Raw genomic sequence first — 25,793 nt, forward strand, 5'->3', positions numbered from 1 at the left:
TTTGCTTTATTTTTTTAGGATATTGGTTGCGGGGGCAGGATTTGAACCTGCGGCCTTCAGGTTATGAGTTTGATAGCAGGGCCTACGCCGCACCGCGAAATATCCGCATACCTTACGCCAATCTACGACTATCCCATTATTTTAATTGCATAAATCGTGCAATTTCGCTCAGCTTCCTACGCCAGCTCACGCTGACGTTTCAGTCCCATTTGCATCCTATACGCATCCTGCGGAGGAAGCCATGCCCCGGATTTCAAAGCGCATCATCGCCACCCTTCAACCTGCTGAGAAGGACTACATCGTCTGGGACGATCAGGTCGCCGGCTTCGCCTTGCGGGTCTGGCCTTCGGGCCGGATGAGCTACGTGGTTCATTACCGGACCAATGGCAGATTCCGCCGTTATACGATCGGCCATCATGGTCCATGGACGGCAGACAAGGCACGAGATGAGGCGATCAGGATTCTCGCCCGCGTAAAAAATGGTGGCGATCCCAATGTCGAACGCGGAGAAGAGCGCTCCTGCCCGACCGTCAGCCAGTTCAGCAAGACTTTCGTCGAACGGCATGTGAACACGCATCTGAAACCCACGACCCAAGCCGAATACAAGCGCGCGATTGACCTTTTCATTGCGAAAAAGATTGGCAACCGGAAGATGGACGCCCTCACCCACTCCGATGTTGTCGCCTTCCATCATACCTATCGCCACATTCCCTATCAGGCCAACCGGACCCTGGGCGTTCTGTCTAAAATGTTCTCGCTGGCGATCCTGTGGGGCGTCCGAAAAGATAACGTGAATCCCTGCCGGGGCGTAAAACGCTACAAGGAGCTGAAACGTGAGCGCTACCTCACGGCAGAAGAACATCAGCGCCTGGGCCAAGCGCTCGATGATGCCCGTTCCACGATGCCCAAGGCCGTCAATGCGCTCCAGCTCCTGCTTCTGACCGGCTGTCGCCTGCGGGAAGTCCAGCGCCTGAAATGGGAATACGTCCATCTAGATGAAGGGGTAATCAGGCTACCGGACACCAAAAATGGCGCCCGCACGGTTCAGTTAGGCGAAAGTGCGGTCGGCTTGCTTGGAGGCATCCCAAGGGTCGAGGGCAATCCCTATGTCATCACAGGACGGAAAGAAGGTGGCCACCTGACCGATCTGGAGAAGCCATGGCGGCGCATCCGAAAGGAAGCCGGGCTGGAGGATGTCCGCATTCATGATCTCCGCCATTCCTTTGCATCCGATGCGCTGGAACTCGGCGAGGATCTGATCATGATCGGGAAACTGCTGGGCCATCGGGATCTCAAATCGACCGCACGTTACGCCCACCTCAAGAAAGAGCCGATCCAGCGCGCGGTCAAAGGGATCGATCTCAAAATCTCTGCCGCCCTTTCCACAACAAAGGCCACACCAGTCACCGCAGTCGAGTAAGCGGTTACAGGCTTTGCCGATTTGGGCGTTCCTTCTGGAATACTCGGCCGAACGCAGCGCATCGTCCCACCAGCAGATAGAGCGCCGGGGTGGTGAACATGGTCTGTGCCTGACTGACCAGCAGACCACCGATCAGTGCGATGCCGAGCGGCTGGCGCAGCTCCATGCCGTAGCCCCCCATCAGCACCAGCGGCAGTGCGCCGAGGGCAGCGGCAAAGGTAGTCATGACAATGGGCCGCAGCCGTAGCAGGCAGGCCTCGCGGATGGCGTCCCGTGACGTCAGGCCACGTTCGCGCTCGGCATGAATGGCAAAATCCACCAGCAGGATGGCGTTCTTGAGCGAGATACCGGTCTGCAGCAGCATGGCGATGACCGCCATGCCCGAGAACGGCAGCCCGAACAGGTCCAGCGCCATGATGGCCCCAATCCCGGCCGAGGGAATGGTGGAAAGGATGGTCAGCGGGTACCACACGCTTTCATAGAGCATGCCCAGCGTGATCCAGACGGCCAGGATGCCCGCGATGATCAGGATCTCGCTGTCATGGGTGCTTTTGCCGACGTCCCCCTCATCGCTCTGCAACTCGCCGGTGATAGTCTCCGGCAGATGCAGGCTGCGCCACCCCTGATCGATGATCGTCTGTGCCTGCGACAGGCTGACACCGGGAGCCAGTTCCAGCGCCAGTGACGCAGAACTGGCATAGCCGATATGGGTCACGGCCACAGGGTCAAGGCTGGGGGTCATTCGCGCCACCACCGACAGCGGCACCAGCGTCTCCGCCCCGGTCGCCACCGCCGATCCGGTTGAGGCATTGGCTCCCCCCGCCAGCGAATTGGCGATCTGGTTTCGAAACGCCGTGGCACCGGTCGAGGCTGTGGTGCTGGCCGTGGCCGACGTGACCACCCGGATGGTATTCGATGCTGAACTGCCGGACGCTGACCCACCCGAAGGGCTAATCCAGAACTGTTTCAGGATATCAGGATCGCGCTGGAAGCGGTTTTCCACGGTCAGCACGACATTGTATTGCCCGTGCGTGGTGTAGACGACCGAGGCCGTGGTCTGGCCCAGCGCGTCGGACAGGGTATTGCCGATGACCTGGGGCGTCACGCCAACGCGGGCGGCGGTGTCGCGGTCAATCGCGAGCGTGATCCCCTGCCCCGGTGGATCGACGTCGGGGTCAACATCCGTGAACTCCGGATGATGCCGCAGGGCTTTTGCCAGCCTGCGTATCGCCGGTCCCAGCAATCGATCATCCTCGCTGCGCAGAAGGTAGCTGACCCCGCTGCTGTTCGAGCCGACCCGCATCATGATATTGCCCGGCGCCTGGGCATGGTATTCGGCGTGGATATCTTTCCCCATCCGGGCGATGACCCTGGCGGCCACTTCGGTTCCCGAAGCGCGTCCGGTGGAAAGATCCCGCAAGGTGGCGAACACCATGCCGTGGCTGGAGCCTTCGCCGGTATCGAGATAGGCGATGACATGGCTGACCGCCGGATCCTCCAGCAGCACCCTGCTGAACCGCTCAAGCCGCTCCTTGGTCTGCGCCAGAGAACTGCCGCTGCCCCGTGAGCCGCCCGAGACGATGCCGATATCCTGACGCGGAAACACGACCTTTGGCATGCGGGTGAACAGGACCACGCCCACCAGCAAGGTCAATGGCAGCAACAAGGCCGTCTTGCCGGGATGGCTCAGGCAGACTTCCAAGGTGCAGCGATACAGGCTGCCGCTGTGTTTTTCATGATCCAGAAAATCTGCGGTATCGGTGCCGTGGGAATGATCTTCTGCTGCAGTCGGGTGCTCTTCGTCGATGCGGGTGTCTTTTCCCTCGGCAAATCGCATGCACAACGCTGTCAGACACGGTGTGACCATGCAGGACAGAACCAGCGAGACAGTCACGGCAATGCCGACGGTGCCAGCGAACTCCCGGAACAGCCGTCCTGTCAGACCCGACGCCAGCCCGATGGGCAGGAAGACCGCCAGCACGGAGACGGTGATGGAGAGCAGCGTGAACGCCACCTCGCTGGCCCCGGCAATGGCAGCTTCGTCGATGGAAAGCCCCCGCTCGCGCATGCGGATGATATTCTCGATCACCACGATGGCGTCATCCACCACCAGTCCCGTGACCACCGTCAGCGCCATGAGGGAGAGATTATCCAGCCCGAAGCCTGCAAGATGCATCGGCCCGAGACTGGCGATCAGGCAGCACGGCACGATGATCGCGGCTGCCACGGATGCTGTCCACGAGCGCAGGAATACCCACACCACGGCCAGCGCCAGAACACAGGCGGCCAGCAGCGTGACCAGCGTATGGTGCAGCGAGGAGCGGATCACCGCCGAGCCATCCCGCGCCACGGCAATATCCGCTCCCGGCGGCATCAGCGTGCGCAGTCGGGGCAGACGGGCTTTCACCTCATCGACGATGCCTACCAGATTGGCGCCCGGCTGGGCGCGCACCATCAGGGTCAGGGCCGGTTTCCCGTCAAAGAACGCGGCGGCATTCACGTCCTGCATGCTGTCGGTGACGGTCGCGACATCGCGCAGCCGGATCGGGTGGCCGCTTTTATAGGCGATCACCAGATCCCGATAGGCGTCAGCATGCTCGGCCTGATCATTGACGGCAAGCTGGTAACGCCGGTCCCCCATGTCGATCACGCCCTTTGGCGTATGGGCGTTGGCCGAGGCCAAAGCCGCGCGTAGGTTCTCGAAGCCCATGCCATACTTGAAGAACAGCAGCGGGTTCATCTCCACCCGCACCGCAGGGGCTGAACTGCCCATAAGTGTGACGTCCCCCACGCCCTGCACCTGCAGCAGCATCGGCCGCAGCGTCGTGTTCACCAGATCGTACAGTTTTGCCATGGACTGCATGCCGGGCGTCACCGCCAGAATCAGCACCGGCGTCGCGTTGGGATTGGCACGGTGATAGCTGGGATCGGACCCGGGCGTGGTCGGCAGATCGCGTCGCGCGGCCCGGATCGCCGCTTCCACGTCACGGGCCGCGCCATTGAGATCGCGACCCAGTTCAAACCCCAGCGAGATGGAGGTCTGCCCCCGTGTGGAGGAAGACATCATCTGCGTGACACCGGCGATATTGCCCAGATGCCGCTCCAGCGGGGCGGCCACGGTGCGGGCCATGACCTCTGGCGAGCCGCCTGCGTTGGAAGCCGAGACCGAGATCACCGGCAGGTCGACGTCGGGCAGGTCCGAGACCGGGAGGAGGGGCAGCGCCATCAGGCCCGACAGCACGGCGGAGAGCAGCAGAAGGAGCGTCGCTACCGGGCGACGGACAAACCAGGCGATGAATTTCAAGGAAGATGTCCCGTCCCTGCGGGAGGGCTCACTCTATAAGACGATCGACGCGGGCATTTTTTCAGAGAAAGACGAAGAAAGTTTTCCGCCTCCCTATTCTGTCGTCATGACATACCCACTGACGATGTGACCGTGATGGCGGCGGCCTGCACCGCCAGCCCATGTTCGGCCGCCACCCGGCGCAGCAGGGTCGCAACTTCCGGTGCGTTGCAGGCGATCTTCCGACCTGTCCCCGCTTCCACGAAGGTGATGGCAAGCGCGACTCTGGGTTCAGGCGCCACGCTGTAGCGCCACAGACGATCGGGCGTGACATCACGGCGCAGGATGGCGCGTTCGACAAAAAGATTCAGATTACGTTGGATCGACCCCTGTGAAGGGGCGTGCCCATCCTCCATCATTTTTCCCAGTGTTTTCCAGATTTCCACCGCCGTCGCGCGGGGGCCGACTTCGAGGATGCCATGCAGCAGGATGCGCCGCAGATCGGTCATCTTGATGCCGACCTCTTCGCAACGGTCTTCCAGCCTGCGCACGGCGCTGCGGCTGGCGCCCATGCCAGGACGGATCTGGTTCAGGACGGGTGGTGAACGGCGGTGTTCGGAAAAGGCAAGCATGGAAAACCCTTTCAGGATTTGGGACAGTTTTTCGTGTTCAGGCAGAACATGACCGGCAGAGTCAGAAAAACCGGATCTTGCGGAATTGAGGACGGTGGAGGCGGCAGAGTGCCAACACGCTTCAGCATCGCGAGGGCTTCCTGATCCAGGAGAGGATGCCCGGACGTTCTGGCAAAGCTCGGGGTCAGGACATGACCACGTCGATCCAGCGCAAAGCGCACAAGGACGATGCCCTCCTCATGATCTGCTCGGGCCTGAGGAGGATAACGACGGCTGTCTGTCAGTCTGCTGACAATCCCGGTTTGCCACAGCACCAGATCGTTCTGACTTTCCGTGACGGATTGAGCCCGCCCCAGTTGAAGAGGAAGCGCTGAGAAAACCAGAAGGCCAACGACCGGAAAAAGATACCGTTCCGCCACACGGCATGGACGCCTGCTCAACTCTTTAGCTCCCACCAGCATGGATGTAGAATTCGACGGGCACGGTCAGGGTGATCGGATCCCCCGCGACACTGTCCGGTGGAATGGGCAGTGGCTGGGCGCGTTTGGGCAGGGCGACCGCCTCCTGATCCAGCAGCGCATGACCGGAACTGCTGGCGAGTGTGACCGAGAGCACATGACCCTTGCGGTCCATGGAGAAGGTTACGGTGGGCACGCCTTCCTGATGGTCGGCCATGGCGTCGGACGGGTAGCGCTTGAATTTTTCCAGTTGCGCGAGCAGCGCGCCCTGCCAGGTCACCGGGTCGTGCGACGCCTTTGACGACGACGCGCCGGGTGCAGGCGCTGCCTGTGTGGGCGCGGGTGGTGCTTCCGATGAGGGCGGCGCGGTTGTCGCCTCGGCGGGTGGCGTTTTGTCGGGGATCGGCTTTTTGAGCATCGGCACCGGCTTATGCTTCTTCACCAGTTTCTTGGGCTTCTCGGGCTTTGGCACCGGGATCGGTGGATTGGGCGCGGGCGAAGGTGGAGCGGTGATCTTGGGTGGCTCGACCGGGGCCGGATCGGGAATGGACTGGGTCTGCTGTGGTCCCGGCGGCAGGTCCGTGGGCGGGGTGGGCGTCGAGACGGGCTCGGGCGCCATGTCGATGGCGATGGCCGCAGGTGGTGGTTCGGGCACGGCCATGACCGGGGGCGGCAGACGCATGATCCACCAGATCGCTCCCCCACCGACCGCCAGCACGGCAAGGAAAGACAGGCCCCAGCGAATGGCGTCCTCACGCAACGTCAGCCGCGCCTGTCCCCTCTGCCAGTCGGCAAAAGACGGCTGGACCGTATCCTGAGCCACGCCCGCAGAAACCGCCGTATCCGCCATGTTCATCGCGTCGCTCACGGTGTCGCTCCGGGTGCAGGCGCAGTGGCAGCCGATGTGGCAGATGCACCGCCGCCCGCTGGCACTGGCGCCGGCCCGGCTTCGCTGCCTTCCTCCTGCCCCTGAAGATTCACGAGCGCGACCTTGAGGTAGCCAGCGGAACGCAGCTTATCCATCACGCCCATCAGCGTGCCGTAATCGACTGTCTTGTCGGCCCGCAGGAAGACCCGTTCGTCCTTATTGCCCTTGGTCGCACTCTCCAGTGCGCCGGGCAACGCATCGGTGCTGACGTCATCCTCCCCCAGCGCCAGACCGTGATCGGCTTTTACGGTCAGGAACACGGGATCGTCCGGGCGTGGCGTCGGCTTTTCGGTCGAGGACGGCAGGTCCACCGGCACATTCACCGTGGTCAGCGGGGCCGTGACCATGAAAATCACCAGCAGGACCAGCATCACGTCAATGAACGGCGTGACGTTGATCTCGCTGGCCTCATGCGGGCTCTCATCGGTGTGGCGGATGCGGATCATGACGGATCACTCCCCGGCGACCGTGCGGGCATCACGCGATGCGCCCAGCCGCACCACCTGTCCGCTGGCGGTCAGTGCCTGCATGCGGCCCAGATCGCGGGAGACAAGACGCATAACCAGCGATGTCAGATCCGCCACCTGGGCTCGGCAGGACGCCGTCTGACGGGCGAGATGGTTGTAGATCACCACCGCCGGGATGGCAGCCACCAGACCGAGGGCTGTCGCCAGCAGGGCCTCGGCGATGCCGGGAGCCACCACGGCAAGACTGGTCGCCTTGCTGGCGGCAATGCCGGTAAAGGACGTCATGATGCCCCAGACCGTGCCGAACAGGCCGATAAAAGGTGAGGTCGCGCCAATGGTGGCCAGCACGCCGGTGCCGCGCAGGAGCCTGCGTCCCTCGGCCGCTTCCAGCCGTTCGAGATGCAGGACGATGCGCTCCTTCAGCCCCTCGCTGTCATCCGGGATGTCTGCGGACCGCTTGCGCTCGGTTTCGGCCGCCATGACCAGTGTGTGAGCAATGCTGTTCTGGCGCGTGCCTTGCTCGCCGAGATCCAGCGTATTGGCCTGCTCCAGCGTCTGCTCGGCCTTTGTCAGCTTCATCCGCACCCTCAGCAGTTCGACGGACTTGGCGATAAAGATGGTCCAGGTCAGCAGCGAAGCTGCGGCCAGCAGGGTCATCACGCAGCGGACGACGGGTCCAGCATTGAGGAACATGTCCCACGGGGAAAAGGAAATGGGGGCAAGATCGGTCATGAGAGACCTCCTTTGGAAGACGGTCTGCGCCACGCCCGGATCAGGCAGATGACCGTAACAATGAAGGGAATGGACAGGGCAGCCCAGGACAGGGCCAGCCAGACGCCATGCTGTCCCAGCAGGGCGGACAGCAGGCCGAAGATGGTAAGCAGGCCCAGCGCGATCGGCCACGGCCAGACGACGACGGACGGACGTAATGCCGAAACAGGTTGGGATTGTATGGGGATTTCGGGAGCGACGGCGTTCATCGGACTGTCTCCGCCGTCAGGCCAGGAACAGCCGCATCGTCCACATTATCCAGATCGTACCCCAGTGCCCGCAGCCGGGCGTCGGTGGCGATCTTCCGTTTACCAGCCCACAGCACCAGGCCGCTGACCAGAACGCCAATCACGACAATATCAAGCAGCGCCCACAGGATTTTCAGCGGCATGCCGCCGTAATCACCGAAATGTAGCGGGCGGGAGATTTCGAGGAAGCGGAGATACCATGGCATCGGATACGCTCCGGTCAGTTCGCCCGTGCGGGCATCAACCAGAACCGGGGTGAACAGACGTGCCCGCAGCGGGGTCGCGCCGCGCGTCCAGAGTACGTAATGCACCGGACTGCCGAAGGAGGCGCCGGGGAAGGACAGACCGGTCACCTCATTACCGGGAGCTGCTTTGGCTGCCGTATCGAACGCGGCCTGCACGGAGGACAGATGGTCCTGCGCCGGCACAGGCAGGTTGGCGTAGGGCTTGAGGATCTGCCGCACATCGGTCACGCGCCACAGCCCGAACAGCGGCGTCTGAAGTTCGTTGACCAGCCCGGTGAAGCCCACCACCGTTGCCCAGACCAGCGTGGCCACACCCAGCAGGTTGTGCAGGTCCAGCCAGGTCAGGCGTGAGGCCCGATCCGTTCGGACCGAGCCAAACGGCAGGCGCTTCATGAACCGGCCATAAAGCACCGTGCCGGAGATCAGCGAAGCGACAAAAACACCGCCCATCGCACCAAGAAACAGGCGACCCGGCAGATAGGCGAACAGGCTGGTATGGAGCCGATTGCAGATCCCCATGATGATGCCGGTCCAGGTACGTGGCTCCTTGGGCGCGTCCGCCGGGCGCGACTGCTCCAGCACCTTCGCCGTGCGGGCGTCGAACTTGATCCAGTGGCCGGAGTGGCGGTCCGGGTAATTTTCGTCGTCCTTCAGGGCCTGCCAGCTTGGAGCCATGGAGACCAGCACCGCCGGTTCATCGTCATCCGGATTGACGCTGGTGATGATCTGGCCGGGATAGAGCGCACGCGCCTTGTCCACGATCACATCCAGACTGGCGTTCGGCGTGCCGGTCGGCAGAACCTCATAAGGCGGGTCATCGTCGCCGACGAACGTGTCCCATATCTGCTCGGAGAACAGCAGCGGCAGGCCGGTCACGCACACGATCAGCAGGAACAGCGTGCAGACCAGACTCGTCCATTTATGGACCACGAACCAGCGACGAAGGGCTCGATTGGTCATAGAACCCGCACGCTCACAAATGCGTGTAAGAGTGAGTCGCAAATGTCAAATGCACGCAAAACCAGATCCTTTGCTCTTCGCTCCTGACCTATCCAGTCACGGCAGGTGCATCCATGCGATCATATGCCGCAGGGCGTTCCATGCCGGACTGAAAGCCGGTCCCATTCTCTAAGACGATCTGGGGGAACATATTTTCATTTTTTCTGGTGACTTGGTTTCTTATCCAGAGTGCGTCCACACCTTGAAAGCACACAAAATATCTACTTCCAGAAGCTCATCATGAATTTTGTACAAAGCTTTATGAAAACTGCATCCTCTACCCAACGAATTTTACACGAACAGGTCTCGCATTTTGCACATCCCCACTCCACGAATTTGGCACGGGTCACTACACGGATCTTGCAGGGCGTGGACCACACGAATTCGGCATGGGGACGACGGGTAACGTCTTGTGGTCAAGACAAAATTTTCTCTCAGTTTAGGTGGTAAGTGGCTGTCTAATGCGCGCCAACGTAAGTCACGGAATTGCACCACACCGTCCCACGCGGTTGGCGTGGTTCGCCACTCAAATGTTGCAAGGGGCAATCCATGATTGTTGCATGGGATGCCCCTCGGAATTTGCAGCGATGTTGCCCCACGAGTTTGGCATGGAGACGAGAGGTAAGATGCTGAATTTAATTGGGAAAAGACGTTGTAGTTTCGGGCGGGGAAATTTCACCAACTATACGAGAAATTCCCGTAAATGCGCTGTGCTTGCCCGTAATAACACATACCCCCGCTGTCACCGGAACTACATGACGTGACGTATCTTGTATTCGCAAGGTTAGATATTGCGACCTGAGCTCGCAAGCCTTTCAGCATTGGTGACGCATTTTCGAAATCATAGTGTGCGCCAACATCAAACAAGAGATAGGCCGGAACTTTGTAACTGTTCGCATTATCTGCATAGGTACTACCAATGTAGCGGATACCAAAATTTACTCCCAGGCCATAGAATATTTTTCGTGGCAACGTATAATCTACAAACAAATTAACCATATTACGTGGCAATCCTGCGATGTATTTCCCCTGTTCAGAAATGGCACCGTCATTGGGGCCAATGGGATTTCCATACATGTCTGTAAGATATACTGTATTATTGCTCTTTGTGGCACGCGTCTCATTAAATGAATAAGACGCGGTTAAACGGAGGTCTTTCGTGACATTGGCATGCGCTGACAATTCGACACCTTTGGACGTAACCGTGCCCGCGTCCGCTTGATAACCGGGATGTTCAGTGTCTTCAATCTGATAGTGATTTTCTTTGATGTCATAAGCAGCAGCTGTCAGTAAAACACTTGTATTAGGAATAAGATATTTTAATCCGACTTCAAATTGCTTTCCATTGAGTGGCTGGGTCGCTTGACCGTTATACTGGAATGAACCCGTTTGTGGAATGAATGAGGTTGCGTAGCTAAAATACGGCGTTAGGCCAAAATCGAAATTATATGTCAACCCGGCACGCCACGTAAATTTTGATCGCGATGAGTTTTCCCTATCAAACACATAAGGCTCGGTAATCACGCCATGTCCCAAAGCCATATAATTATCAGCTGCTGTGACAGTTGCTTTATAATTGTACCAATCTTGTCGTCCACCAAGAAGAACCGACAAACGTCCCCATTTTATTTGATCCTGAAAATACACTCCACTTTGATATTGACTTTCTCTCATATCTTGCCATGAAACATTATCTGGACTACTCAGATTATAGTTAGGATATGTCACATAATATATAGGATCCCAAATATTTATGGGGTCCACGCCATTGTGATCGTAGGCGAGATTTTGTGTTATATTTACGCGCCTAAAATCCATTCCTGCCACAAGAGTCTGGTGGATGCTGCCCGTATTGAGATGTCCGATCAATCTGCTATCAAGGGCCACCGTAGCATTCGAACTAGCCTGATGCCATGCGCTGCGGTTTATGGTTTGATCAGCATGAAGAGCTCCTCGTAAATATGTCCTATTAAAATTTGTTGATGAGTCTTCATATCGAAACGTCTGTTGGAATTCTATAAATTTATTAAATTTATGCTGAAACTGATATTCAAATGCAGCATCCCGTTGACCATTTTGATTTAAAGATGGATCTCCTAAAAAGCGTGAGCGTGGAATATAGCCGTGTAAGCCCGGAACCAGGGAGCCAACCCCCGGATAACCATACCCTTGTGGACTCGATGGCGTATACATGTATTCACCAATTAAGGTCAGACTTGTCTTGTTATCGATTTCCCATTTAATTGATGGTAGCACACCGACTCTTTTATAATGGAGGTAATCTGTTTGACTTCCTTGCGTTACTCCTATCCCAGCAATGCGATATTTCAGATTTCCAGATTTTGTAATTTTATCTCCCACATCAAAGGTGGCCTCGTAACGGCCCCAGTTACCAAATCCCACGCTGACATTATGGACAGGAGTTCCTCCCGGCTGTTTAAGCCGCGTTGCGATCAGGCCGCCTGGCCCAACCTGGCCATATAAAACGGATGCAGGACCGTTGAGCGCTTCAACACGCTCGATAAACGCAGTTTCACCGGCTGATATGGTATTAGACATAACACCGTCAACATATTGCGTTGCTGCAAAGCCACGCATCATGACTGACCCGGTGCCGTTTGCATTTCCCCCGGCAGTAGTCACGTTCGCGGTCCCCAATTTTTCAGCGTACACCCCAGGCATATAGCGTAGTACTTCGTTCACTGTCTGAGCTTGCTGATCCAAGATTTGCTGCTTGGTAATAACGTAAACTGAATTAGGGATTTCTGTAATGGGAGAGTCCGTTTTTGTTCCAGCGTCTGTGTATGTCGCGACATAACCGACGCCGGGTCCAATTGCGGCTTCGTGCGTATTAAGACTACCGCCTACACGCACTGGCCCAAGCGTAATATTGGCTGCTGCCGGAACGAGCGTCACCGTATGGCCTCCCGATAAGCGATATGTAAAACCCGTTCCTGCCAGCAAGCGGGAAAGCGCATCAGCAGGCGTCAGGCTACCGCTAACGCCAGGACTGGTGGCATTACGGATGACGTCAGCCCGCACGGAAACCTGCCAGCCACTTTGAGCCCCGAAGGAAGCCAAAGCGTCACCAAGCTTCTGCGCCGGAATATTGAAGCTTTGCGCCGAGGTCGGCGCAGGTGCCGCTATAGTTTGCGCGGTAGCTGCACTCGCCGCGTGCCCGCCCAGGCCCGCCAGCGTCGTTGTCATCAGCGCGGCCGCCAGCCAGCATGGACGTCCTTTAGCCGCCTGCCCGGACGCAGTACCTGTTTTCATGTTCGTATCGTCTCCAGTCCGCGTCATATCCAAATTCTGAATCCGACTTGTTGCAATTCAGACGCAACAGCAGCTTCTTGATGGAGAGACGAAACCGGGTATCCGGATATTCAAAAAAAGTTTTCGAATTTTTGGGGGGCAAACGATCAGCGCGCGGACAGAACCACAATCCAGGGCGAAATCCGATACATAGCCGCACCTTGTGCGTGCGCCACAGCTGCCAGCGCCTCAAGTGGGTCAGAGAGATTATAGACCCCGGTCAGCGGCTGACGGGCAATGTCCCCACGCAGGATAATAACACCGTGGAACCAGGGACGAATGGCGTCTACGGCATCCCCGACTGTCCGGTCCCGGACCATCGCCCGCGCGCTCGTCCATAGCGCGACCTCTTCGGGCTCCACATGCCGACGTGCGACACCAGAAACGCCACCTTCATTCGTGGAGACGCGTATCTCGTCTCCGGCATGGAGGACTTCGGACAACCCGCGCGATGATCCGTTGCCTTCAACCTGCACGGCGCCCTCGCGGACAGCGACAGTGGTGTCCGCATCGTTACGACGGATGTCAAAGGCGGTCCCGACATCCGTTGTCTGGACCGCGCCTGTCGTCACGACAAAGGGTCGCTTCGTATCATGAACCACCTGGAAGAAGGCTTCGCCACGCAAAAGACGGACGTCACGGCGTCCGGTGGTGAAATGGGTCGCAATGGCGCTCGATGGTGCGAGCCGGATCGTGCTGCCGTCGGCAAGCGTGACTTCGCGTTGCTGGGCAACCCCGGTCATCTGATCGGCGCGAAAGCGGAGCAGGATTTCGGGGCTGAAAACGCCAACCGCCACACAGGCAGCAGCAAGCCCGAAAGCCACAAGGGCCAGCCGCCGCCGTTTCACGCGTCGGTCAGGCGGAAACGATACCACTGTGGAGGTTCCCAGAGGCGATGTGTCGGATGACAAAGCGGACCCAAGCTGGTCGAACATGCTATTGACGCTGATCCAGTCCCGTTCATGAGCCGGATCGTCGGTCAGCCATGCCTGAAAACGACGCTGCAGAAGCACGTCATCCGGTGCCTCGTTCAGTGCCAGCAACCACTCGGTGGCCGTACGCGGTGACGGAATGGCGCCGTCCGCCCGATCCTGCTGTTCCGTAGCCATACTCTCAGTATCCGACGATGCTGCGGAACGCTACGGATGATGCGCTTCGCTCCCTGCGATAGAGACGAATTGAAGGCCTCGTATTTTCAAAAAATAAATGCATATGGACTTATTCGATGCCGCCGAGGCGCTTCCGACAATGCTCAAGCCCATCCAGAACAAGAGCATGGGCGAGGCCGACAGAAATGCCAAGCTGTTCAGAGACTTCCTTATAGGTGTGGTTGCCAAGCCGATAAAGTTCGACCGCGCGACGGGTGCGCTCGGGAAGCTCCGCAAGAGCGGCCTGAAGACGGCGGATGTTATCCCGAGCCGCCAGCTCGGCCTCGGGGGAGGCCCTATCCTCGGCAATCTGGTCAATCCGGTCGCTGTCACCGGCGTCATAGCGCCGACGCTCCAGATCGGCCTTACGGCGTCCATCAATGGCAAGGTTACGCACGACACGATACAGATAGCTCAGCGGGTTTTCCCGTGGCGCGACGGCCGCCGCGCACCGCACCCAGGCCTCCTGCACCACGTCTTCCGCGTTTACGCGATCGCCGGTGATGGTGCTCGCGTAGTTCAGCAGGGCATTACGGTGGGCGGCATATAAAGCCAGAAATTTCCTGTCACGCGGCACTGCCTCGGGGCTCCTTCCCCGCGTCGATCCATCTCCGTATCCGGTATCAGGCGGACATGAAGGTGTATTTAAGAATGGTTCTCATTTTCCCATACGGGAACAACAGGACTTCCGCAACTGACTTTGTCGATGGGGCAGCCTCGCAGCCGGTCTTGCTGGTTTTTCTGAATATTTTTTGCCGGGAATCGTCCTGTCTCTATCGGACATGGAACGCCGGTTTCGCATAGCAAGGAAACAGAAGAAGGGAAGCTGCGGATGGTGGTCGCGACGAACTTGACCAATTTGCCAGATGTGCGTTTCGGTCGCCCGGCAGCATCCGCCGAGCACAAGGTGTGAACCACCATGCGTCGGCCTGTTAGTGATCCTTTCGGCAGCATGCAAGTCGTTGGGATAGCTAGAAGATGACGATAAGGCGCCCACCATTGGACCTCCGCGAACTGCTGACGGTGCGGATCATCGCTCGCGCAGGCAGCATCCATGGCGCGGCCCGTATGATGGGAGGCAAGCAATCTGCCATCAGCCGCTCTCTACGCCTGCTGGAAGAGCGGCTCGGCGTTCCCCTCTTCCGCCGGACATCTGGAGGCACCCGGCTCACACAGGCAGGAACGGCGTTTCTGCAAGAGGCAGAACTGCTCCTTGATGGAGCAACAGCGCTTTATGAACGGACACGACGTTGGAGCCATGGCGATAACGGGATCATCTCGGTGGGTTTGCAAGGCAGTCTCCCGCCGGGCCGGGTTTCGGAGATGCTGGAGCCATACCCCGTCATGGAGGCGGGAATTTCCTTCGCCTGGCGGGATGCGACAAGGCAGGATCTGCTTCTGGCCCTCAGAGATGGTACGATTGATCTGGCCGTCATGACGCTGCCATTACCCGGTGCCGGGGTTGCATCCGTCCCACTCTGGAGCGATCGCATCGTTGCCGTCATGTCGGTGGGGCATCCTGTCGCACAGTCCGGAACCGCTTCCTGGGCCGAGTTGCATGACGCAATTTTTCTGATCGGCAAGGACGAGACTGGAGAAGAATTGCTCGCACTCCTGACGCGCAAAATGCGACAGGCGGGCTTCGTACCCAAGACACGGCAGGAAGCAGTTCGAAGCCTGCGGGTCGTAGCCCTGGCGGCAAATGGCAGCAATATCGCCCTCTTGCCAGACACATGGCTCGGCTTTCTACCCCCTTCCATCCGGGAGCGCATTGCTGTGGTGGAGGTGATCGACGGCGACGGATTTTCCCACTTCGCCTATGGCGCGGCCTGGCAGCGTGAGACCTGTCCGCCAGCCGCGCAGAAGGTCATCCGTTTTCTGGAGCAGCAGGCGGCTGCGTTTTAGGGTTCCGTCGCTGTGCCCCTTGCCGGAGCTTTCGAAACCCGCGATCGGACGTGATGAAGGCACGGATCATATGAGGCATGAGGCGCGCAGGATCGACGGGCTGGCCGTTCTGGCTGACAAGCGCCGCGTAGGCGACAAGATCGCGATGGAGGTCTGCCGGCAGGTCTACAGTGACGCGAACTGGCTTCTCATCGGGTATTTCGGTGATACGCAACTTGGTCATGGAGCCGGTTCCTTTGCGTGCCAGGGTTTCAGGATCAAGTCACGATTCAGAATGAGCGTGAACGGCAGGCCAGGCCGGTCGGTCAGCGTCGGCTGGACGTTCAGGCTCCGGTCGATCAGCCTGTTGCCGACCATGGAAAAGCCGTTGCTCGCCCCGCTGCGGATGGCCTGCATGAGATTGTTTTCATTCCACGACGTGCCCGCTTCAGACCCAACACTGAGAAGGGTGGTAACAAGGGCCGCCCTGAAGAGCTGGGCCCAGTGGTTGTTCACCTCGTCAGACAGACCGGACTGGCCAATGGCGTCGTCACCGGGCAGCTTTTCCAGAACGAGGCTTTCGCCGTTCGGATAGATCAGCCGCGTCCAGATGATCTGCGTGCGCTGCTGCCCGAAGGAAATCCCGCTGTTATAGGCTCCGAACAGCGTGCTTCCCTGCGGGATCAGCAGATAACGGCCGGTCGGGCTGTCATAGACGTTCTGGGTCACATGGCCCACAATCTGACCGGGGAGGTCCGAGCTGATCTTCGTATTCAGCGCTCCGGCGACGACGGTTCCGGCCTGCAGGATATAGGGCGAGGCAGGAGGCGCGATCCGATCGGGGCTGAGCGTCGCGCGGTCGGGCTGACCCGCCAGAAAAGCGCGATTGCCGGCCTGCTGGTCCGTGGCGGTCGGCGACCTCCGTGTTCCGGACGCTGCTTGCCCCGGCATTGTCTGCGCGGTCTGGCCATCGTGCCCCTCGACTTGGGCAAAGAGCTTACTGGTGCGGGCCGCCTCAATCTCCTGATCGCCCCGCCGATCTCCAATGCCAGAAGCCTGCCCCGCACGACCCTCCTTCTGGGCGTCAAGGATCGGCTTGCCGAGATCACCCGGTAAGGGCGGCCCGAGCTTCGGGACGGCACTGTAATCGCTGGGAAGTGCGGCCAGCCCGTCAGCCGACGGACGTGTGTCCGCATCCTGCGCCGCCTGGACTGCCCCTTTCTGTGTGCTGTTTTGCAGCGCGTATCCAAGAGCAAGGCCGATTGCGAGCATCCCGGCAGCCCCCAACGTCCAGACCACGGTGCGGTTAAGACACACAACGCGCGGTCGTTCCGCCCGCAGGCGCAAATCGGGAGGAGAAGGCGGGGATGATGGTCCCGATCCGCTTCCGTTGCCGGACACGTCCCCACCCTCATCCTGACGATCCTGCGTGTCGGTCATGACTTCCTGCCATCCGTGCGTACGATACGCACCCTTTGCTCGGAATGCTTGTCGCCCAGCCGCAGTTCGGCGGCAGCGAACAGCCGGTCCACGATCATCCAGTTCTGCCGCACCCGGTAATTGACCAGTTCCGGCCCGCCATCGGCTCCCAGCACAAAGAGCGGCGGCAGTTCCCCCTGCCCAATCCCGGCTGGAAAGGCGATATAGACCTTGTGGCCGTCATCGAACGCCCGGCCGGGCAGCCAGGGCGGCGTGCCCCCTTTCACCGGCTGGATGGCATAACGGAAATTCAGCGCGTTCAGATCCAGCCCGGCATCCACAGGGGCAGCATCATCGGCCGCACTGTCCTGCCGATGCAGGGCAATCAGGTTATCTTCAGGATAGTCCCACGACACCGACGCCATATACGTCGCTGGTGTAGAGCGCAGTTCCGCCAGATAGGTGCGCCGATCCGTGTTGACGATCAGGTTGGTGGTCAGATCTGGCCGCGTCGGTTTGACCAAGATATGAATCCGCTTTGTCGCCCCTACCCCGCTCTCGGTATCGCCGATGATCCAGCGCACCGTATCGCCGGCGGCAACCGGCCCGGTGCCTACCAGCTTCTCCCCCTGCTGGAGCATGATGTCGGTGATCTCGCCCGGCGAAGTATAGACCTGATAGAGGGCACCCGGAGAATAGGGATAGACCTGCACCGCGTTGATGAACCCGGCTCGCGTGGGCTGGATGCGTGCGGCCAGATTGGCCTGCGTCACACGCGCGGCCGGGTCGGCGACTTCCGGGACCAGATGGGTCGTGCGTCGTGAGGGCAGCGGCTTGAGCTGGCCCGGCAGGGGAAGTGGCTGAGGCACCTCCACCACCCGCACCGGCTTCGGCGGATCCGGCAGACGCGTGGCCTGCACGGCGTCATCGTACCGGATGACCGGCGGATGGTAATGCTGCGCGCATCCGGCCAGAGGCAGGACTAGCAGCGGGAGAGCACGACGGATCATTGGCCCAGCTCCTTCGACCAGTTGATGGCGGAGACGAAAATCCCGAGTGGATTGCGGCGAAGATGATCGGCATCGCGTGGCGTGCGCAGAACAACCGACACGATGGCGGTCCAGCGTTCGGTGCCGGTGAACGCCCCGTCACGGAAATGCCGCTCGACCCAGGCAATCCGGAAACTCGCGGGCGATGCCCGGATGACGGACGACACGTCCAGTTCGACCTGCTCATGCCCGATACGGGCAAAGGGATCGTTCTGGCGGGCATAATCGTTGAGCGCCTGAGCACCCGACGTGGTGGTGAAATCATAGGACCGCAGCCAGTTCTGCCGGACCACCACGGGATCGGATGACAGGGCGCGCACGTCGTGGACGAACTGCGCCAGATACCAGGCGATCTGCGGATCGGTGGGCATATAGCCCGCTGTCGCGGGGGCCACGACCTGCGCCTCGCCCAGACGGTCCACCTGCACGACCCACGGCGTGATGGTGCCGCGTGCGGACTGCCAGACCAACCCTACGCCAAGGCCTGCGGACAGGAACAGGGAGCCGAACGCCATCAGTCGCCAGTTGCGGGCCTGAATGCGGGCGGAACCGATCCGTTCGTCCCATATCTGCGCGGCTTTCTGATACGGGGTCACGGGTTCGGGCGTGGTCCCGTAGCGGGTGGTGGAGCGACGGAACATCGTCCTCATTCCTTTTCCGACAGATCGATGGAGGAAGATCCGCCCCCGCCGTCGGCGGAGCGAATGACATGCGCGGCCTCGGCAGCATGGGCGGCGGCATTGCGGCGCTTCATCTTTTGCGCCCAGCGGGGTGACTGACCGTCGGGACTGCCGCCTTCACCACCACCCGTTGGTCCGCCGCCATTACCTGACGGACCACCGGCCTGACCGCCGTTCGCATCGGACGACGACCCACCCGTGAAACGTCCGCCCGTCGCGGTGAAGGTGCCGCGCGCTCCCTCGCCGTAGCTCTGCTTCATGGCGGTCGCCGCCGAAGACATTTTACTCTTCACGGCATTTGCGGCAGCACTGCCCGGCGCCCGGGCGACACCGCCCAGACCAGCCGCCATACGGGCACCGGCACTGCCACCGGCAGCATTCATGGCTCCCATGGAATAAGCGGTGTTGGCCGCACCCGCGATCGCGGCCCCTCCCCGCGCGGCGGCTGTAGCGCCCAGCGCAGCGGCACCTCCGGAAATTGCGGCAGCGGGCGCGGCAACAGCGGCAGCACCCATGGCGCCAACCGCCATGCCGGTACCGACTGCCGCGCCCGCACCAAGCTGCGGGGCACCGGAAATCAGGCCATTGGCGATGCTGCCGCCATAAATGGCGAGCCCGACGATCGAAAGCGACGCCAGCACAACCGAGACGGCCTGGCCGATGGTCGGCACATCGCTGCCGTAGGAGATCGTAAACTGGGCGAACAGAACGGACGCGATGGCGGAAATGACCGCCAGCACCATGATCTTCACACCGGATGAAACAACATTGCCCAGCACCTTTTCGGCCAGAAAGGCGGTGCGATTGAACAGGGCGAAGGGGATCAGGATGAAACCCGCCAGCGTGGTCAGCTTGAACTCGATCAGCGCCACGAAAAGCTGCACGGCGAGGATGAAGAACGCCGCCAGCACGATCAGCCAGGACAGGCAGAGCACGAATATCTGAATGAAGTTCGTAAAGAAGGCGACCGGACCAAGGAGATTGTGGACAGAGTCCAGAAGCGGCTGCGCTGCCGTAAATCCGGTCGAGGCCAGTCGGCCGGGCCGCAGGAAGTCTCCAAGCGCCAGACTGCCACCGCCGACCTTCAGTCCGAGAGCAGCAAAACTGTCGAAGACGATCTTCGAGAGACTGGAAAAATTGCTGATCAGGAAGGAAAAAAAGCCGATATACAGCGTCTTCTTCACCAGACGCTGGATGATGTCCTCATCAGCAGCCCAGGCCCAGAACAGGCCAGCCAGCACCATATCCAGCACGGACAGTGTTCCGGCCAGTGAGATCACATTCCCCTTCACCAGACCGAAGCCGCTGTCGATGGTGGTGGTGAAGGTATTCAGGAAGGTGTCGATAACACCCACATTGCCCATCGCCATGGCGGTCAGTTCCCGCTGCTGCCGAACATCGACACCGTGCCCGGCACATAGGCGTCATGCTGGGAAAAATGCTGATACTGGGCCTCACTTTCTGCTTCCGTGGCCGCATCGCGCGCCTGTTGCAGGGCTGTGGCGCGGCCATTGGCGGCAAGTTCGGCCTGAATGTCGGATAACTGACGGGATTGCAGGGCCAGAAGCTGGTTCCCGGCCTGGGCAGCCTGCAAGGCCCCGGCCGAACTCTGGCTGGCCGAAACCAGTTGCGTCATGGCCGAACTGTCGCTCGGGATGTTTCCCACCACACGCGCTTGCAATTTCAGTGCGTCCTCGAACCCGCCGACAGAATTCTGCCAGCGTGTCTGTGCCTGACTGAACAGGGCACTGTCCGCCATGGAGGAGGAGATCGACGTATAGGCCTGCTGGTATTGCTGCTCGACCGAGGTAACGCTGTAGGCGATGTTCTGCGCCTGTGCGAGGAGTGCCGTGGTCTGGGAAATTGTCGATTGCAGCGTCGACAATGTCGACAGGGGCAGCAGGGCGAGATTCTTCGCCTGGTTGACCAGCATCTGCGCCTGATTGGCGAGAGAGGTGATCTGGTTGTTGATCTGCTGCAATTCCCGCGCCGCGATCAGCACGGTCTGGACATGCGCCGCCCCATCATAGACCGCCCATTGCGCGTGGGCAGGTTGCACCGAACTGACGCTGGCACCAACCGCCAAGGCCATGACGGATGCCAACAGGTTTGCGCGACGGAAAAGTTTTGCCCGGATGCGGAAAAGTTTTTCCATCATGACACGTCCCCTCCCCGCAGAAGGTCCGCCGCCCATATGACACCCCGCGCCTCGAACCAGGCCGGGAGAAAGCCGTCTGGTCCGTGTTCCGCCTGCACACTGTCGATCAGCCGGTGATCGTCCTTGCCGGAGGCCGCGCACAGCGCCAGGGCAACAGGACCAAGCCCAAGTTCAAACAACCGGTTGCCCCGTTGCGTCTGGCAGTAATACTCCCGCTTCGAGGCCGCACGCGCGATGATGGCAATCTGCCGGTCGTTCAGACCGAAGTCCCGATAAAGCGCCATGATCTGCGGCTCGATCGCACGCTCATTGGGCAGGAAAATGCGCGTCGGACAGCTTTCCACCACCGCCGGGGCAATGCGGGAATTGGCGATGTCGGACAGGGACTGAGTAGCGAAGATGACGCTGGCGTTCTTCTTGCGCAGGGTTTTCAGCCATTCCCGGAGCTGGCCGGCGAAATCCCCGTCGTCGAGGACCAGCCAGCCCTCGTCGATCACCAGTAGGGTCGGCCGGCCGTCCAGACGACCTTCGATCCGATGGAACAGGTAGGACAGCACGGAAGAGGCAGCCCCGGAACCGATCAGCCCCTCGGTCTCGAACACCACCACATCGGCATCTCCCAGCCGCTCGGCATCCGCGTCGAGCAGGCGACCATAAGGGCCACCGAGGCAATATGGCGCCAGTGCCTGCTTCAGGGCGTTGGACTGGAGGAGTGCGACCAACCCCGAGAGGGTCCGCTCCTGAACCGGCGATGACGCCAGCGAATTCAGAGCCGACCAGAGATGGGCTTTGACGTCCGGCGTCAGCGTGACGCCTTCGCTAACGAGGATCTGGCCCAACCATTCCGTGGCCCATTTCCGCTCATCGGGATCATCAATCCGCGCCAGAGGCTGGAGCGAGACATTGCCACCCTGTTCTCCCGATGGATCATCATCGGTCAAACCGCCACCCAGATCGTGCCAATCGCCTCCCATTGCCAGCGTCGCCGCCCGCATGGAACCACCAAAGTCAAAGGCAAAAATCTGCGATCCCGCATAGCGACGGAACTGCAACGCCATCAGCGCCAGCAGCACGGATTTGCCCGCTCCCGTCGGTCCCGCAATCAACGTGTGACCGACATCCCCGACATGCAGGGAAAACCGGAAAGGTGTCGCGCCCGCCGTTTTGCCGTAGAACAGCGGCGCGGCTCTGAAATGCCCGTCCTGCTCCGGCCCGGCCCACACAGCCGACAGCGGGATCATATGCGCCAGATTCAGGGTCGAGACCGGCGGCTGGCGCACATTGGCGTAGACGTGGCCGGGCAAGGAGCCGAGCCAGGCTTCCACCGCATTCAGGCTTTCCGTCATGCAGGTGAAGTCGCGGCCCTGGATGATCTTCTCAACCTGCCGGAGCTTCTCGACCGCAATGGATGCGGAACCATCCCAGACCGTGACGGTCGCGGTGATATAGGCCTGCCCCACGTCGTCGGCACCGAGCGACTGGAGGGCGAGATCGGCATCGGCTGCCTTGTTGGCGGCATCGTTATCCACGAGAACTGACGCCTCGTTGGTCATCACTTCGCGCACGACGGCGGCAATACTCTTGCGCTTTGCGAACCACTGCCGACGGATTTTCGTCAGCACCTTCGTCGCATCCGTCTTGTCGAGCAGGATCGCACGGGTGGACCAGCGATAGGGCATTGCCAGCCGGTTCAGATCGTCCAGAATTCCGGGAAAGGTGCGGCTGGGGAAACCAGTGATCGTCAGGGTTTTCAGGAAGGCATCACCCAGCTTTGGTTCCAGCCCGCCCGACAGGGGCTGATCCACCAGGAGCGCATCAAGGTGCATCGGAATTTCCGGCACCCGGACCCGCTGGTTCCGGGTCGAAATGGTGCTGTGCAGATAGGTCAGGGTCTCCCCGTCATCCAGCCACGTCGCTTCGGGCATGAAACCATCCAGCAGGGCCAGAAGCCGATCGCTGCGGTCCACAAACGTATGGAACATGCCATGCGGATCCGGTCCCTCGCGCTCCCTACCCTCAAAGAGGAACCGGGCAGCCCGATCAGATGATTCCGCCGGTGGCAGCCAGACCAGGGTCAGGAAATACCGGCTCTCGAAATGCGCGCCCTCATCTTCGAAGGCTTCCCGGCGCTCAAGGTCCACCATGTGCGAGGCGGCATCCGGGAAATCACTCTCGGGATACACTGTCGCCGGGACGCGCTGCGCTTCCACGAACACGGCCCAGCCGGAACCCAGACGGCGCAGGGCGTTGTTCAGCCGACCCGTCACGCCGACCAGTTCGGCAGGCGTGGCGCTATCCAGATCAGGGCCTCGAATTTTCGCCGTGCGCTGGAAACTGCCGTCCTTGTTCAGAACTGCGCCCTTTTCGACCAGTGCGGCCCAGGGGAGAAAATCCGACAGGAAGGCAGCACGATTGCGATATTCGCCAAGGGACATCATCGCCCTGCTCTCCCTACGCCCGCAGCCAGGCGGGGTAGCGCAGATGCCGCCGCCCCACCTCAATGAAGAAAGGATCGCGCTTCGCACCCCAGACCGCGAGCCCGTGGCCCACGATCCAGAACACCGCCCCGATCAGCCAGAGCCGCAGACCGAGGGCTATGGCCGCCGCCAGCGTGCCGTTGGCGATGGCGACGGCACGGGGCGCGCCCCCCAGCAGGATCGGGTCGGTCAGCGAGCGATGTACCGGGACATGAAAGCCCGGCACCGCGTCATCGTCATATCCCGCCATCAGATCAGCGCCCCGCCGGAGAAGGAGAAGAACGACAGGAAGAAGCTCGACGCCGCAAAAGCGATGGAAAGGCCGAAGACAATCTGGATCATCTTGCGGAACCCGCCGGATGTTTCGCCAAAGGCCAGGGTCAGGCCGGTCACGGTAATGATGATGACCGAGATGATCTTCGCCACCGGCCCCTGCACGGATTCCAGGATCTCGTTCAGGGGCGTCTCCCACGGCATGGAAGAGCCCGAGGCCCAGGCCGATGACGCGAAAGCAAGCGACAGCAGCATGGAGGTTCCGAACACACGGAGATCCGGCATATGCCGGTCAGGACGTGCGACAGCGCACACGATCGCGCGCAGACGTGAAGGCGGCATCATGATGATTCTCCATTGGCAGAGCGGGATGTTTCGGGAGATGAAAAGCTGACCGGACGGATGCGATAGGCGCCCGTCTCAGGATCAAGGCCGTCGATTTCCGCCAGTTCGGACAGGCGGCGGGAATTCCCGCGCCCGGACAGCACGGCGATGACATCGATGGTTTCGGCGATCATGGCGCGTGGCACCGTGACCACCGCCTCCTGGATCAGCTGTTCCAGACGATACAGGGCCGCCAGTACCGATCCGGCATGTAGTGTACCGATGCCACCCGGATGCCCGGTACCCCATGCCTTGACCAGATCAAGGGCTTCGGCCCCACGCACCTCACCGATGGGAATACGGTCCGGACGCAGGCGAAGGCCGGACCGGACAAGGTCCGAAAGCGTAATCACGCCTTCACGGGTCCGCAGGGCGATGAGATTGGGTGCCGTGCATTGCAGTTCGCGCGTGTCCTCAATCAGGACGACTCGGTCATCGGTTTTTGCCACCTCGGCCAGCAGAGCGTTGACCAGCGTCGTCTTGCCGGTGCTGGTCCCGCCTACGACCAGGATATTCTTCCTGTCCGAGACCGCATGCCGCAGGAAATCTGCCTGGGCATCGGTCATGATCCCGGCGGCGACATAGTCATTGAGCGTGAACACGGCGACAGCGGGCTTGCGGATCGCGAAACTCGGGGCGGTCACAACGGGCGGCAGCAATCCCTCAAACCGTTCGCCGGTTGGCAGTTCGGCCGAGACACGGGGTGCTGCCTCATGCACCTCAGCCCCGACATGATGCGCGACCAGACGCACGATGCGCTCGGCATCGGCTGGCGCAACCCTGTCGCCGGTATCGCCCAGCCCCACGGACAGACGGTCGATCCATAACCGCCCATCGGGATTGAGCATGACTTCGACCACGGTAGGATCAGCGAGGTGCCGGGCAATCGCCGGTCCCATCGCCGTGCGCAGCATGGACGTGCCGCGCACCCTGGCCCCTTCATGGATGACGGAAACCGACATGACCTTCCCCCGTATGGGCCGAACGCGACGGACGAACAGCGACGGGGACCATTAAGAAAGGCTGGAAACAGCGCGTTTCAACAGGAATTCAGGCGTCGTAGGACGGCAGCAAAACGCAGGGCAAAAATACTTGCGAGGTGCGGATCTTACGCCTCCGGTTCATCCGGTGCGCCGGGGTCCAAAACATCCTCCGGGATTTCCTGCTGGAGTCTCGGTCCCTGGGCCAGCCTGCGGCCGAGGGCTGAGACAAAATTATCGTAACGTGCCCCGGCCTGCGCGCGCGCCGCCTTCGCCGCCGGTTCGGGCAGCGGCGGGGTCGTGGTCAGCCAGAAGCGGATGAACAGCGCCAGGGTCTCCACCGTGATGCCAATATCACGCTCCAGACGCGCGAGGCGCCGGTCCTGACGGTCGAGGCGCTTCGATGTGGCAGCCTCGCGGCGCTCCTCCCCATCGGGCGAAAGAAAGGAGGCGACAGCAGCCTCGACGATCAGCGACATCGGCTGCGCGCGGCGCGCGGCATAGGCGGAAAGGGTCTTCATCACCTCGGGATCGAGATAGACGGAGATCTGGGCTTTCTTTTTCGGCATCACCATATC

At 60.6% G+C, this 25,793-nt stretch carries 24 protein-coding genes; 2 read left to right on the forward strand and 22 right to left on the reverse strand.

Annotated features, from left to right (window positions below; translation table 11 throughout):
• Window positions 1-241 precede the first annotated feature (241 nt).
• On the forward strand, window positions 242-1,420 hold the full coding sequence (locus HK23_RS05870; protein WP_086653252.1) for a site-specific integrase: 1,179 nt from the start codon (window positions 242-244) through the stop codon (window positions 1,418-1,420).
• 4 nt (window positions 1,421-1,424) lie between these two features.
• Here the strand turns inward: HK23_RS05870 and HK23_RS05875 are convergent, their stop codons facing one another.
• The 11 genes from HK23_RS05875 to HK23_RS05925 all read right to left on the reverse strand — a co-directional run bounded on the left by HK23_RS05875 (window position 1,425) and on the right by HK23_RS05925 (window position 14,488).
• Complete coding sequence (locus HK23_RS05875) at window positions 1,425-4,724, reverse strand: efflux RND transporter permease subunit (protein ID WP_086653253.1); 3,300 nt, start codon at window positions 4,722-4,724, stop codon at window positions 1,425-1,427.
• Window positions 4,725-4,828: 104 nt separating this feature from the next.
• Complete coding sequence (locus HK23_RS05880) at window positions 4,829-5,335, reverse strand: Fur family transcriptional regulator (protein ID WP_086653254.1); 507 nt, start codon at window positions 5,333-5,335, stop codon at window positions 4,829-4,831.
• Between the two features lie 11 nt (window positions 5,336-5,346).
• Complete coding sequence (locus tag HK23_RS05885; RefSeq protein ID WP_179193815.1) at window positions 5,347-5,754, reverse strand: energy transducer TonB; 408 nt, start codon at window positions 5,752-5,754, stop codon at window positions 5,347-5,349.
• A 25-nt stretch (window positions 5,755-5,779) separates the two neighbouring features.
• Window positions 5,780-6,643 carry an energy transducer TonB family protein gene (locus HK23_RS05890; protein WP_086653256.1) on the reverse strand — a complete coding sequence of 288 codons (864 nt, stop codon included), beginning with the start codon at window positions 6,641-6,643 and terminating at the stop codon, window positions 5,780-5,782.
• A gap of 14 nt (window positions 6,644-6,657) precedes the next feature.
• The gene (gene exbD / locus HK23_RS05895; protein ID WP_086653257.1) at window positions 6,658-7,167 is read right to left on the reverse strand and encodes a TonB system transport protein ExbD; all 510 of its coding nucleotides are present in this window, start codon (window positions 7,165-7,167) and stop codon (window positions 6,658-6,660) included.
• A gap of 6 nt (window positions 7,168-7,173) precedes the next feature.
• The gene (exbB, locus tag HK23_RS05900) at window positions 7,174-7,920 is read right to left on the reverse strand and encodes a tonB-system energizer ExbB (RefSeq protein WP_086653258.1); all 747 of its coding nucleotides are present in this window, start codon (window positions 7,918-7,920) and stop codon (window positions 7,174-7,176) included.
• Window positions 7,917-8,168, reverse strand: coding sequence for a hypothetical protein (locus HK23_RS05905; RefSeq protein WP_086653259.1), 252 nt, complete (start codon window positions 8,166-8,168; stop codon window positions 7,917-7,919). Before HK23_RS05905 ends, exbB begins: the two co-directional genes overlap by 4 nt.
• Complete coding sequence (locus tag HK23_RS05910) at window positions 8,165-9,412, reverse strand: PepSY-associated TM helix domain-containing protein (protein WP_086653260.1); 1,248 nt, start codon at window positions 9,410-9,412, stop codon at window positions 8,165-8,167. The genes HK23_RS05905 and HK23_RS05910 overlap by 4 nt, the downstream gene beginning before the upstream one ends.
• A gap of 714 nt (window positions 9,413-10,126) precedes the next feature.
• The gene (locus HK23_RS05915) at window positions 10,127-12,724 is read right to left on the reverse strand and encodes a TonB-dependent siderophore receptor (protein ID WP_256940089.1); all 2,598 of its coding nucleotides are present in this window, start codon (window positions 12,722-12,724) and stop codon (window positions 10,127-10,129) included.
• Window positions 12,725-12,870: 146 nt separating this feature from the next.
• Window positions 12,871-13,872 (reverse strand): FecR family protein, encoded by a 1,002-nt coding sequence (locus HK23_RS05920; RefSeq protein ID WP_086653262.1) that lies wholly within the window; start codon window positions 13,870-13,872, stop codon window positions 12,871-12,873.
• A gap of 109 nt (window positions 13,873-13,981) precedes the next feature.
• The gene (locus HK23_RS05925; protein ID WP_086653263.1) at window positions 13,982-14,488 is read right to left on the reverse strand and encodes a sigma-70 family RNA polymerase sigma factor; all 507 of its coding nucleotides are present in this window, start codon (window positions 14,486-14,488) and stop codon (window positions 13,982-13,984) included.
• A gap of 401 nt (window positions 14,489-14,889) precedes the next feature.
• On the opposite strand from HK23_RS05925, the gene HK23_RS05930 reads away from it, so the two are divergent.
• Entirely contained in the window at window positions 14,890-15,816 is a 927-nt protein-coding gene (locus tag HK23_RS05930) for a LysR family transcriptional regulator (RefSeq protein ID WP_086653264.1), read from the forward strand.
• On the opposite strand, the gene HK23_RS05935 is transcribed toward HK23_RS05930, so the two are convergent.
• The 11 genes from HK23_RS05935 to HK23_RS05985 all read right to left on the reverse strand — a co-directional run bounded on the left by HK23_RS05935 (window position 15,779) and on the right by HK23_RS05985 (window position 25,790).
• Window positions 15,779-16,039, reverse strand: a complete 261-nt coding sequence (locus tag HK23_RS05935; protein WP_086653265.1) for a DUF2274 domain-containing protein — start codon at window positions 16,037-16,039, stop codon at window positions 15,779-15,781. The genes HK23_RS05930 and HK23_RS05935 overlap by 38 nt on opposite strands.
• Window positions 16,036-17,235 carry a TraB/TrbI/VirB10 family type IV secretion system protein gene (locus HK23_RS05940; protein ID WP_086653266.1) on the reverse strand — a complete coding sequence of 400 codons (1,200 nt, stop codon included), beginning with the start codon at window positions 17,233-17,235 and terminating at the stop codon, window positions 16,036-16,038. The genes HK23_RS05935 and HK23_RS05940 overlap by 4 nt, the downstream gene beginning before the upstream one ends.
• Complete coding sequence (gene trbG / locus HK23_RS05945) at window positions 17,232-18,224, reverse strand: P-type conjugative transfer protein TrbG (protein ID WP_086653267.1); 993 nt, start codon at window positions 18,222-18,224, stop codon at window positions 17,232-17,234. Before trbG ends, HK23_RS05940 begins: the two co-directional genes overlap by 4 nt.
• Complete coding sequence (trbF, locus tag HK23_RS05950) at window positions 18,221-18,904, reverse strand: conjugal transfer protein TrbF (protein ID WP_086653268.1); 684 nt, start codon at window positions 18,902-18,904, stop codon at window positions 18,221-18,223. Before trbF ends, trbG begins: the two co-directional genes overlap by 4 nt.
• Window positions 18,905-18,909: 5 nt before the next feature.
• A complete protein-coding gene (gene trbL, locus HK23_RS05955; protein ID WP_086653269.1) occupies window positions 18,910-20,313 on the reverse strand; it encodes a P-type conjugative transfer protein TrbL in 1,404 nt (467 codons plus the stop codon).
• Between the two features lie 5 nt (window positions 20,314-20,318).
• Window positions 20,319-21,101, reverse strand: a complete 783-nt coding sequence (trbJ, locus tag HK23_RS05960) for a P-type conjugative transfer protein TrbJ (protein ID WP_086653270.1) — start codon at window positions 21,099-21,101, stop codon at window positions 20,319-20,321.
• Complete coding sequence (trbE, locus tag HK23_RS05965) at window positions 21,098-23,539, reverse strand: conjugal transfer protein TrbE (RefSeq protein WP_086653271.1); 2,442 nt, start codon at window positions 23,537-23,539, stop codon at window positions 21,098-21,100. The genes trbJ and trbE overlap by 4 nt, the downstream gene beginning before the upstream one ends.
• A 13-nt stretch (window positions 23,540-23,552) precedes the next feature.
• On the reverse strand, window positions 23,553-23,828 hold the full coding sequence (locus HK23_RS05970; RefSeq protein ID WP_012553464.1) for a VirB3 family type IV secretion system protein: 276 nt from the start codon (window positions 23,826-23,828) through the stop codon (window positions 23,553-23,555).
• Complete coding sequence (locus HK23_RS05975; RefSeq protein WP_179193816.1) at window positions 23,828-24,196, reverse strand: TrbC/VirB2 family type IV secretion system protein; 369 nt, start codon at window positions 24,194-24,196, stop codon at window positions 23,828-23,830. The genes HK23_RS05970 and HK23_RS05975 overlap by 1 nt, the downstream gene beginning before the upstream one ends.
• Complete coding sequence (gene trbB, locus HK23_RS05980) at window positions 24,193-25,149, reverse strand: P-type conjugative transfer ATPase TrbB (RefSeq protein WP_086653283.1); 957 nt, start codon at window positions 25,147-25,149, stop codon at window positions 24,193-24,195. Before trbB ends, HK23_RS05975 begins: the two co-directional genes overlap by 4 nt.
• A gap of 194 nt (window positions 25,150-25,343) precedes the next feature.
• Window positions 25,344-25,790, reverse strand: coding sequence for a CopG family transcriptional regulator (locus HK23_RS05985; protein ID WP_086653284.1), 447 nt, complete (start codon window positions 25,788-25,790; stop codon window positions 25,344-25,346).
• Window positions 25,791-25,793 lie beyond the last annotated feature (3 nt).

Source organism: Acetobacter malorum (genome assembly GCF_002153605.1).
GTDB classification, from domain to species: Bacteria; Pseudomonadota; Alphaproteobacteria; order Acetobacterales; family Acetobacteraceae; genus Acetobacter; species Acetobacter malorum_A.

What these genes read in the sequence shown, in the direction of transcription:
- HK23_RS05870 (WP_086653252.1), top strand. Translation starts at nt 242, where the DNA reads ATGCCCCGGATTTCAAAGCGCATCATCGCCACCCTTCAACCTGCTGAG.
- HK23_RS05880 (WP_086653254.1), bottom strand. Translation starts at nt 5,335, where the DNA reads ATGCTTGCCTTTTCCGAACACCGCCGTTCACCACCCGTCCTGAACCAG.
- HK23_RS05890 (WP_086653256.1), bottom strand. Translation starts at nt 6,643, where the DNA reads ATGGCGGATACGGCGGTTTCTGCGGGCGTGGCTCAGGATACGGTCCAG.
- exbD (WP_086653257.1), bottom strand. Translation starts at nt 7,167, where the DNA reads ATGATCCGCATCCGCCACACCGATGAGAGCCCGCATGAGGCCAGCGAG.
- exbB (WP_086653258.1), bottom strand. Translation starts at nt 7,920, where the DNA reads ATGACCGATCTTGCCCCCATTTCCTTTTCCCCGTGGGACATGTTCCTC.
- HK23_RS05905 (WP_086653259.1), bottom strand. Translation starts at nt 8,168, where the DNA reads ATGAACGCCGTCGCTCCCGAAATCCCCATACAATCCCAACCTGTTTCG.
- HK23_RS05910 (WP_086653260.1), bottom strand. Translation starts at nt 9,412, where the DNA reads ATGACCAATCGAGCCCTTCGTCGCTGGTTCGTGGTCCATAAATGGACG.
- HK23_RS05915 (WP_256940089.1), bottom strand. Translation starts at nt 12,724, where the DNA reads ATGAAAACAGGTACTGCGTCCGGGCAGGCGGCTAAAGGACGTCCATGC.
- HK23_RS05920 (WP_086653262.1), bottom strand. Translation starts at nt 13,872, where the DNA reads ATGGCTACGGAACAGCAGGATCGGGCGGACGGCGCCATTCCGTCACCG.
- HK23_RS05930 (WP_086653264.1), top strand. Translation starts at nt 14,890, where the DNA reads ATGACGATAAGGCGCCCACCATTGGACCTCCGCGAACTGCTGACGGTG.
- HK23_RS05935 (WP_086653265.1), bottom strand. Translation starts at nt 16,039, where the DNA reads ATGACCAAGTTGCGTATCACCGAAATACCCGATGAGAAGCCAGTTCGC.
- HK23_RS05940 (WP_086653266.1), bottom strand. Translation starts at nt 17,235, where the DNA reads ATGACCGACACGCAGGATCGTCAGGATGAGGGTGGGGACGTGTCCGGC.
- trbG (WP_086653267.1), bottom strand. Translation starts at nt 18,224, where the DNA reads ATGATCCGTCGTGCTCTCCCGCTGCTAGTCCTGCCTCTGGCCGGATGC.
- trbF (WP_086653268.1), bottom strand. Translation starts at nt 18,904, where the DNA reads ATGTTCCGTCGCTCCACCACCCGCTACGGGACCACGCCCGAACCCGTG.
- trbL (WP_086653269.1), bottom strand. Translation starts at nt 20,313, where the DNA reads ATGGCGATGGGCAATGTGGGTGTTATCGACACCTTCCTGAATACCTTC.
- trbJ (WP_086653270.1), bottom strand. Translation starts at nt 21,101, where the DNA reads ATGATGGAAAAACTTTTCCGCATCCGGGCAAAACTTTTCCGTCGCGCA.
- trbE (WP_086653271.1), bottom strand. Translation starts at nt 23,539, where the DNA reads ATGATGTCCCTTGGCGAATATCGCAATCGTGCTGCCTTCCTGTCGGAT.
- HK23_RS05970 (WP_012553464.1), bottom strand. Translation starts at nt 23,828, where the DNA reads ATGGCGGGATATGACGATGACGCGGTGCCGGGCTTTCATGTCCCGGTA.
- HK23_RS05975 (WP_179193816.1), bottom strand. Translation starts at nt 24,196, where the DNA reads ATGATGCCGCCTTCACGTCTGCGCGCGATCGTGTGCGCTGTCGCACGT.
- trbB (WP_086653283.1), bottom strand. Translation starts at nt 25,149, where the DNA reads ATGCTGCGCACGGCGATGGGACCGGCGATTGCCCGGCACCTCGCTGAT.
- HK23_RS05985 (WP_086653284.1), bottom strand. Translation starts at nt 25,790, where the DNA reads ATGGTGATGCCGAAAAAGAAAGCCCAGATCTCCGTCTATCTCGATCCC.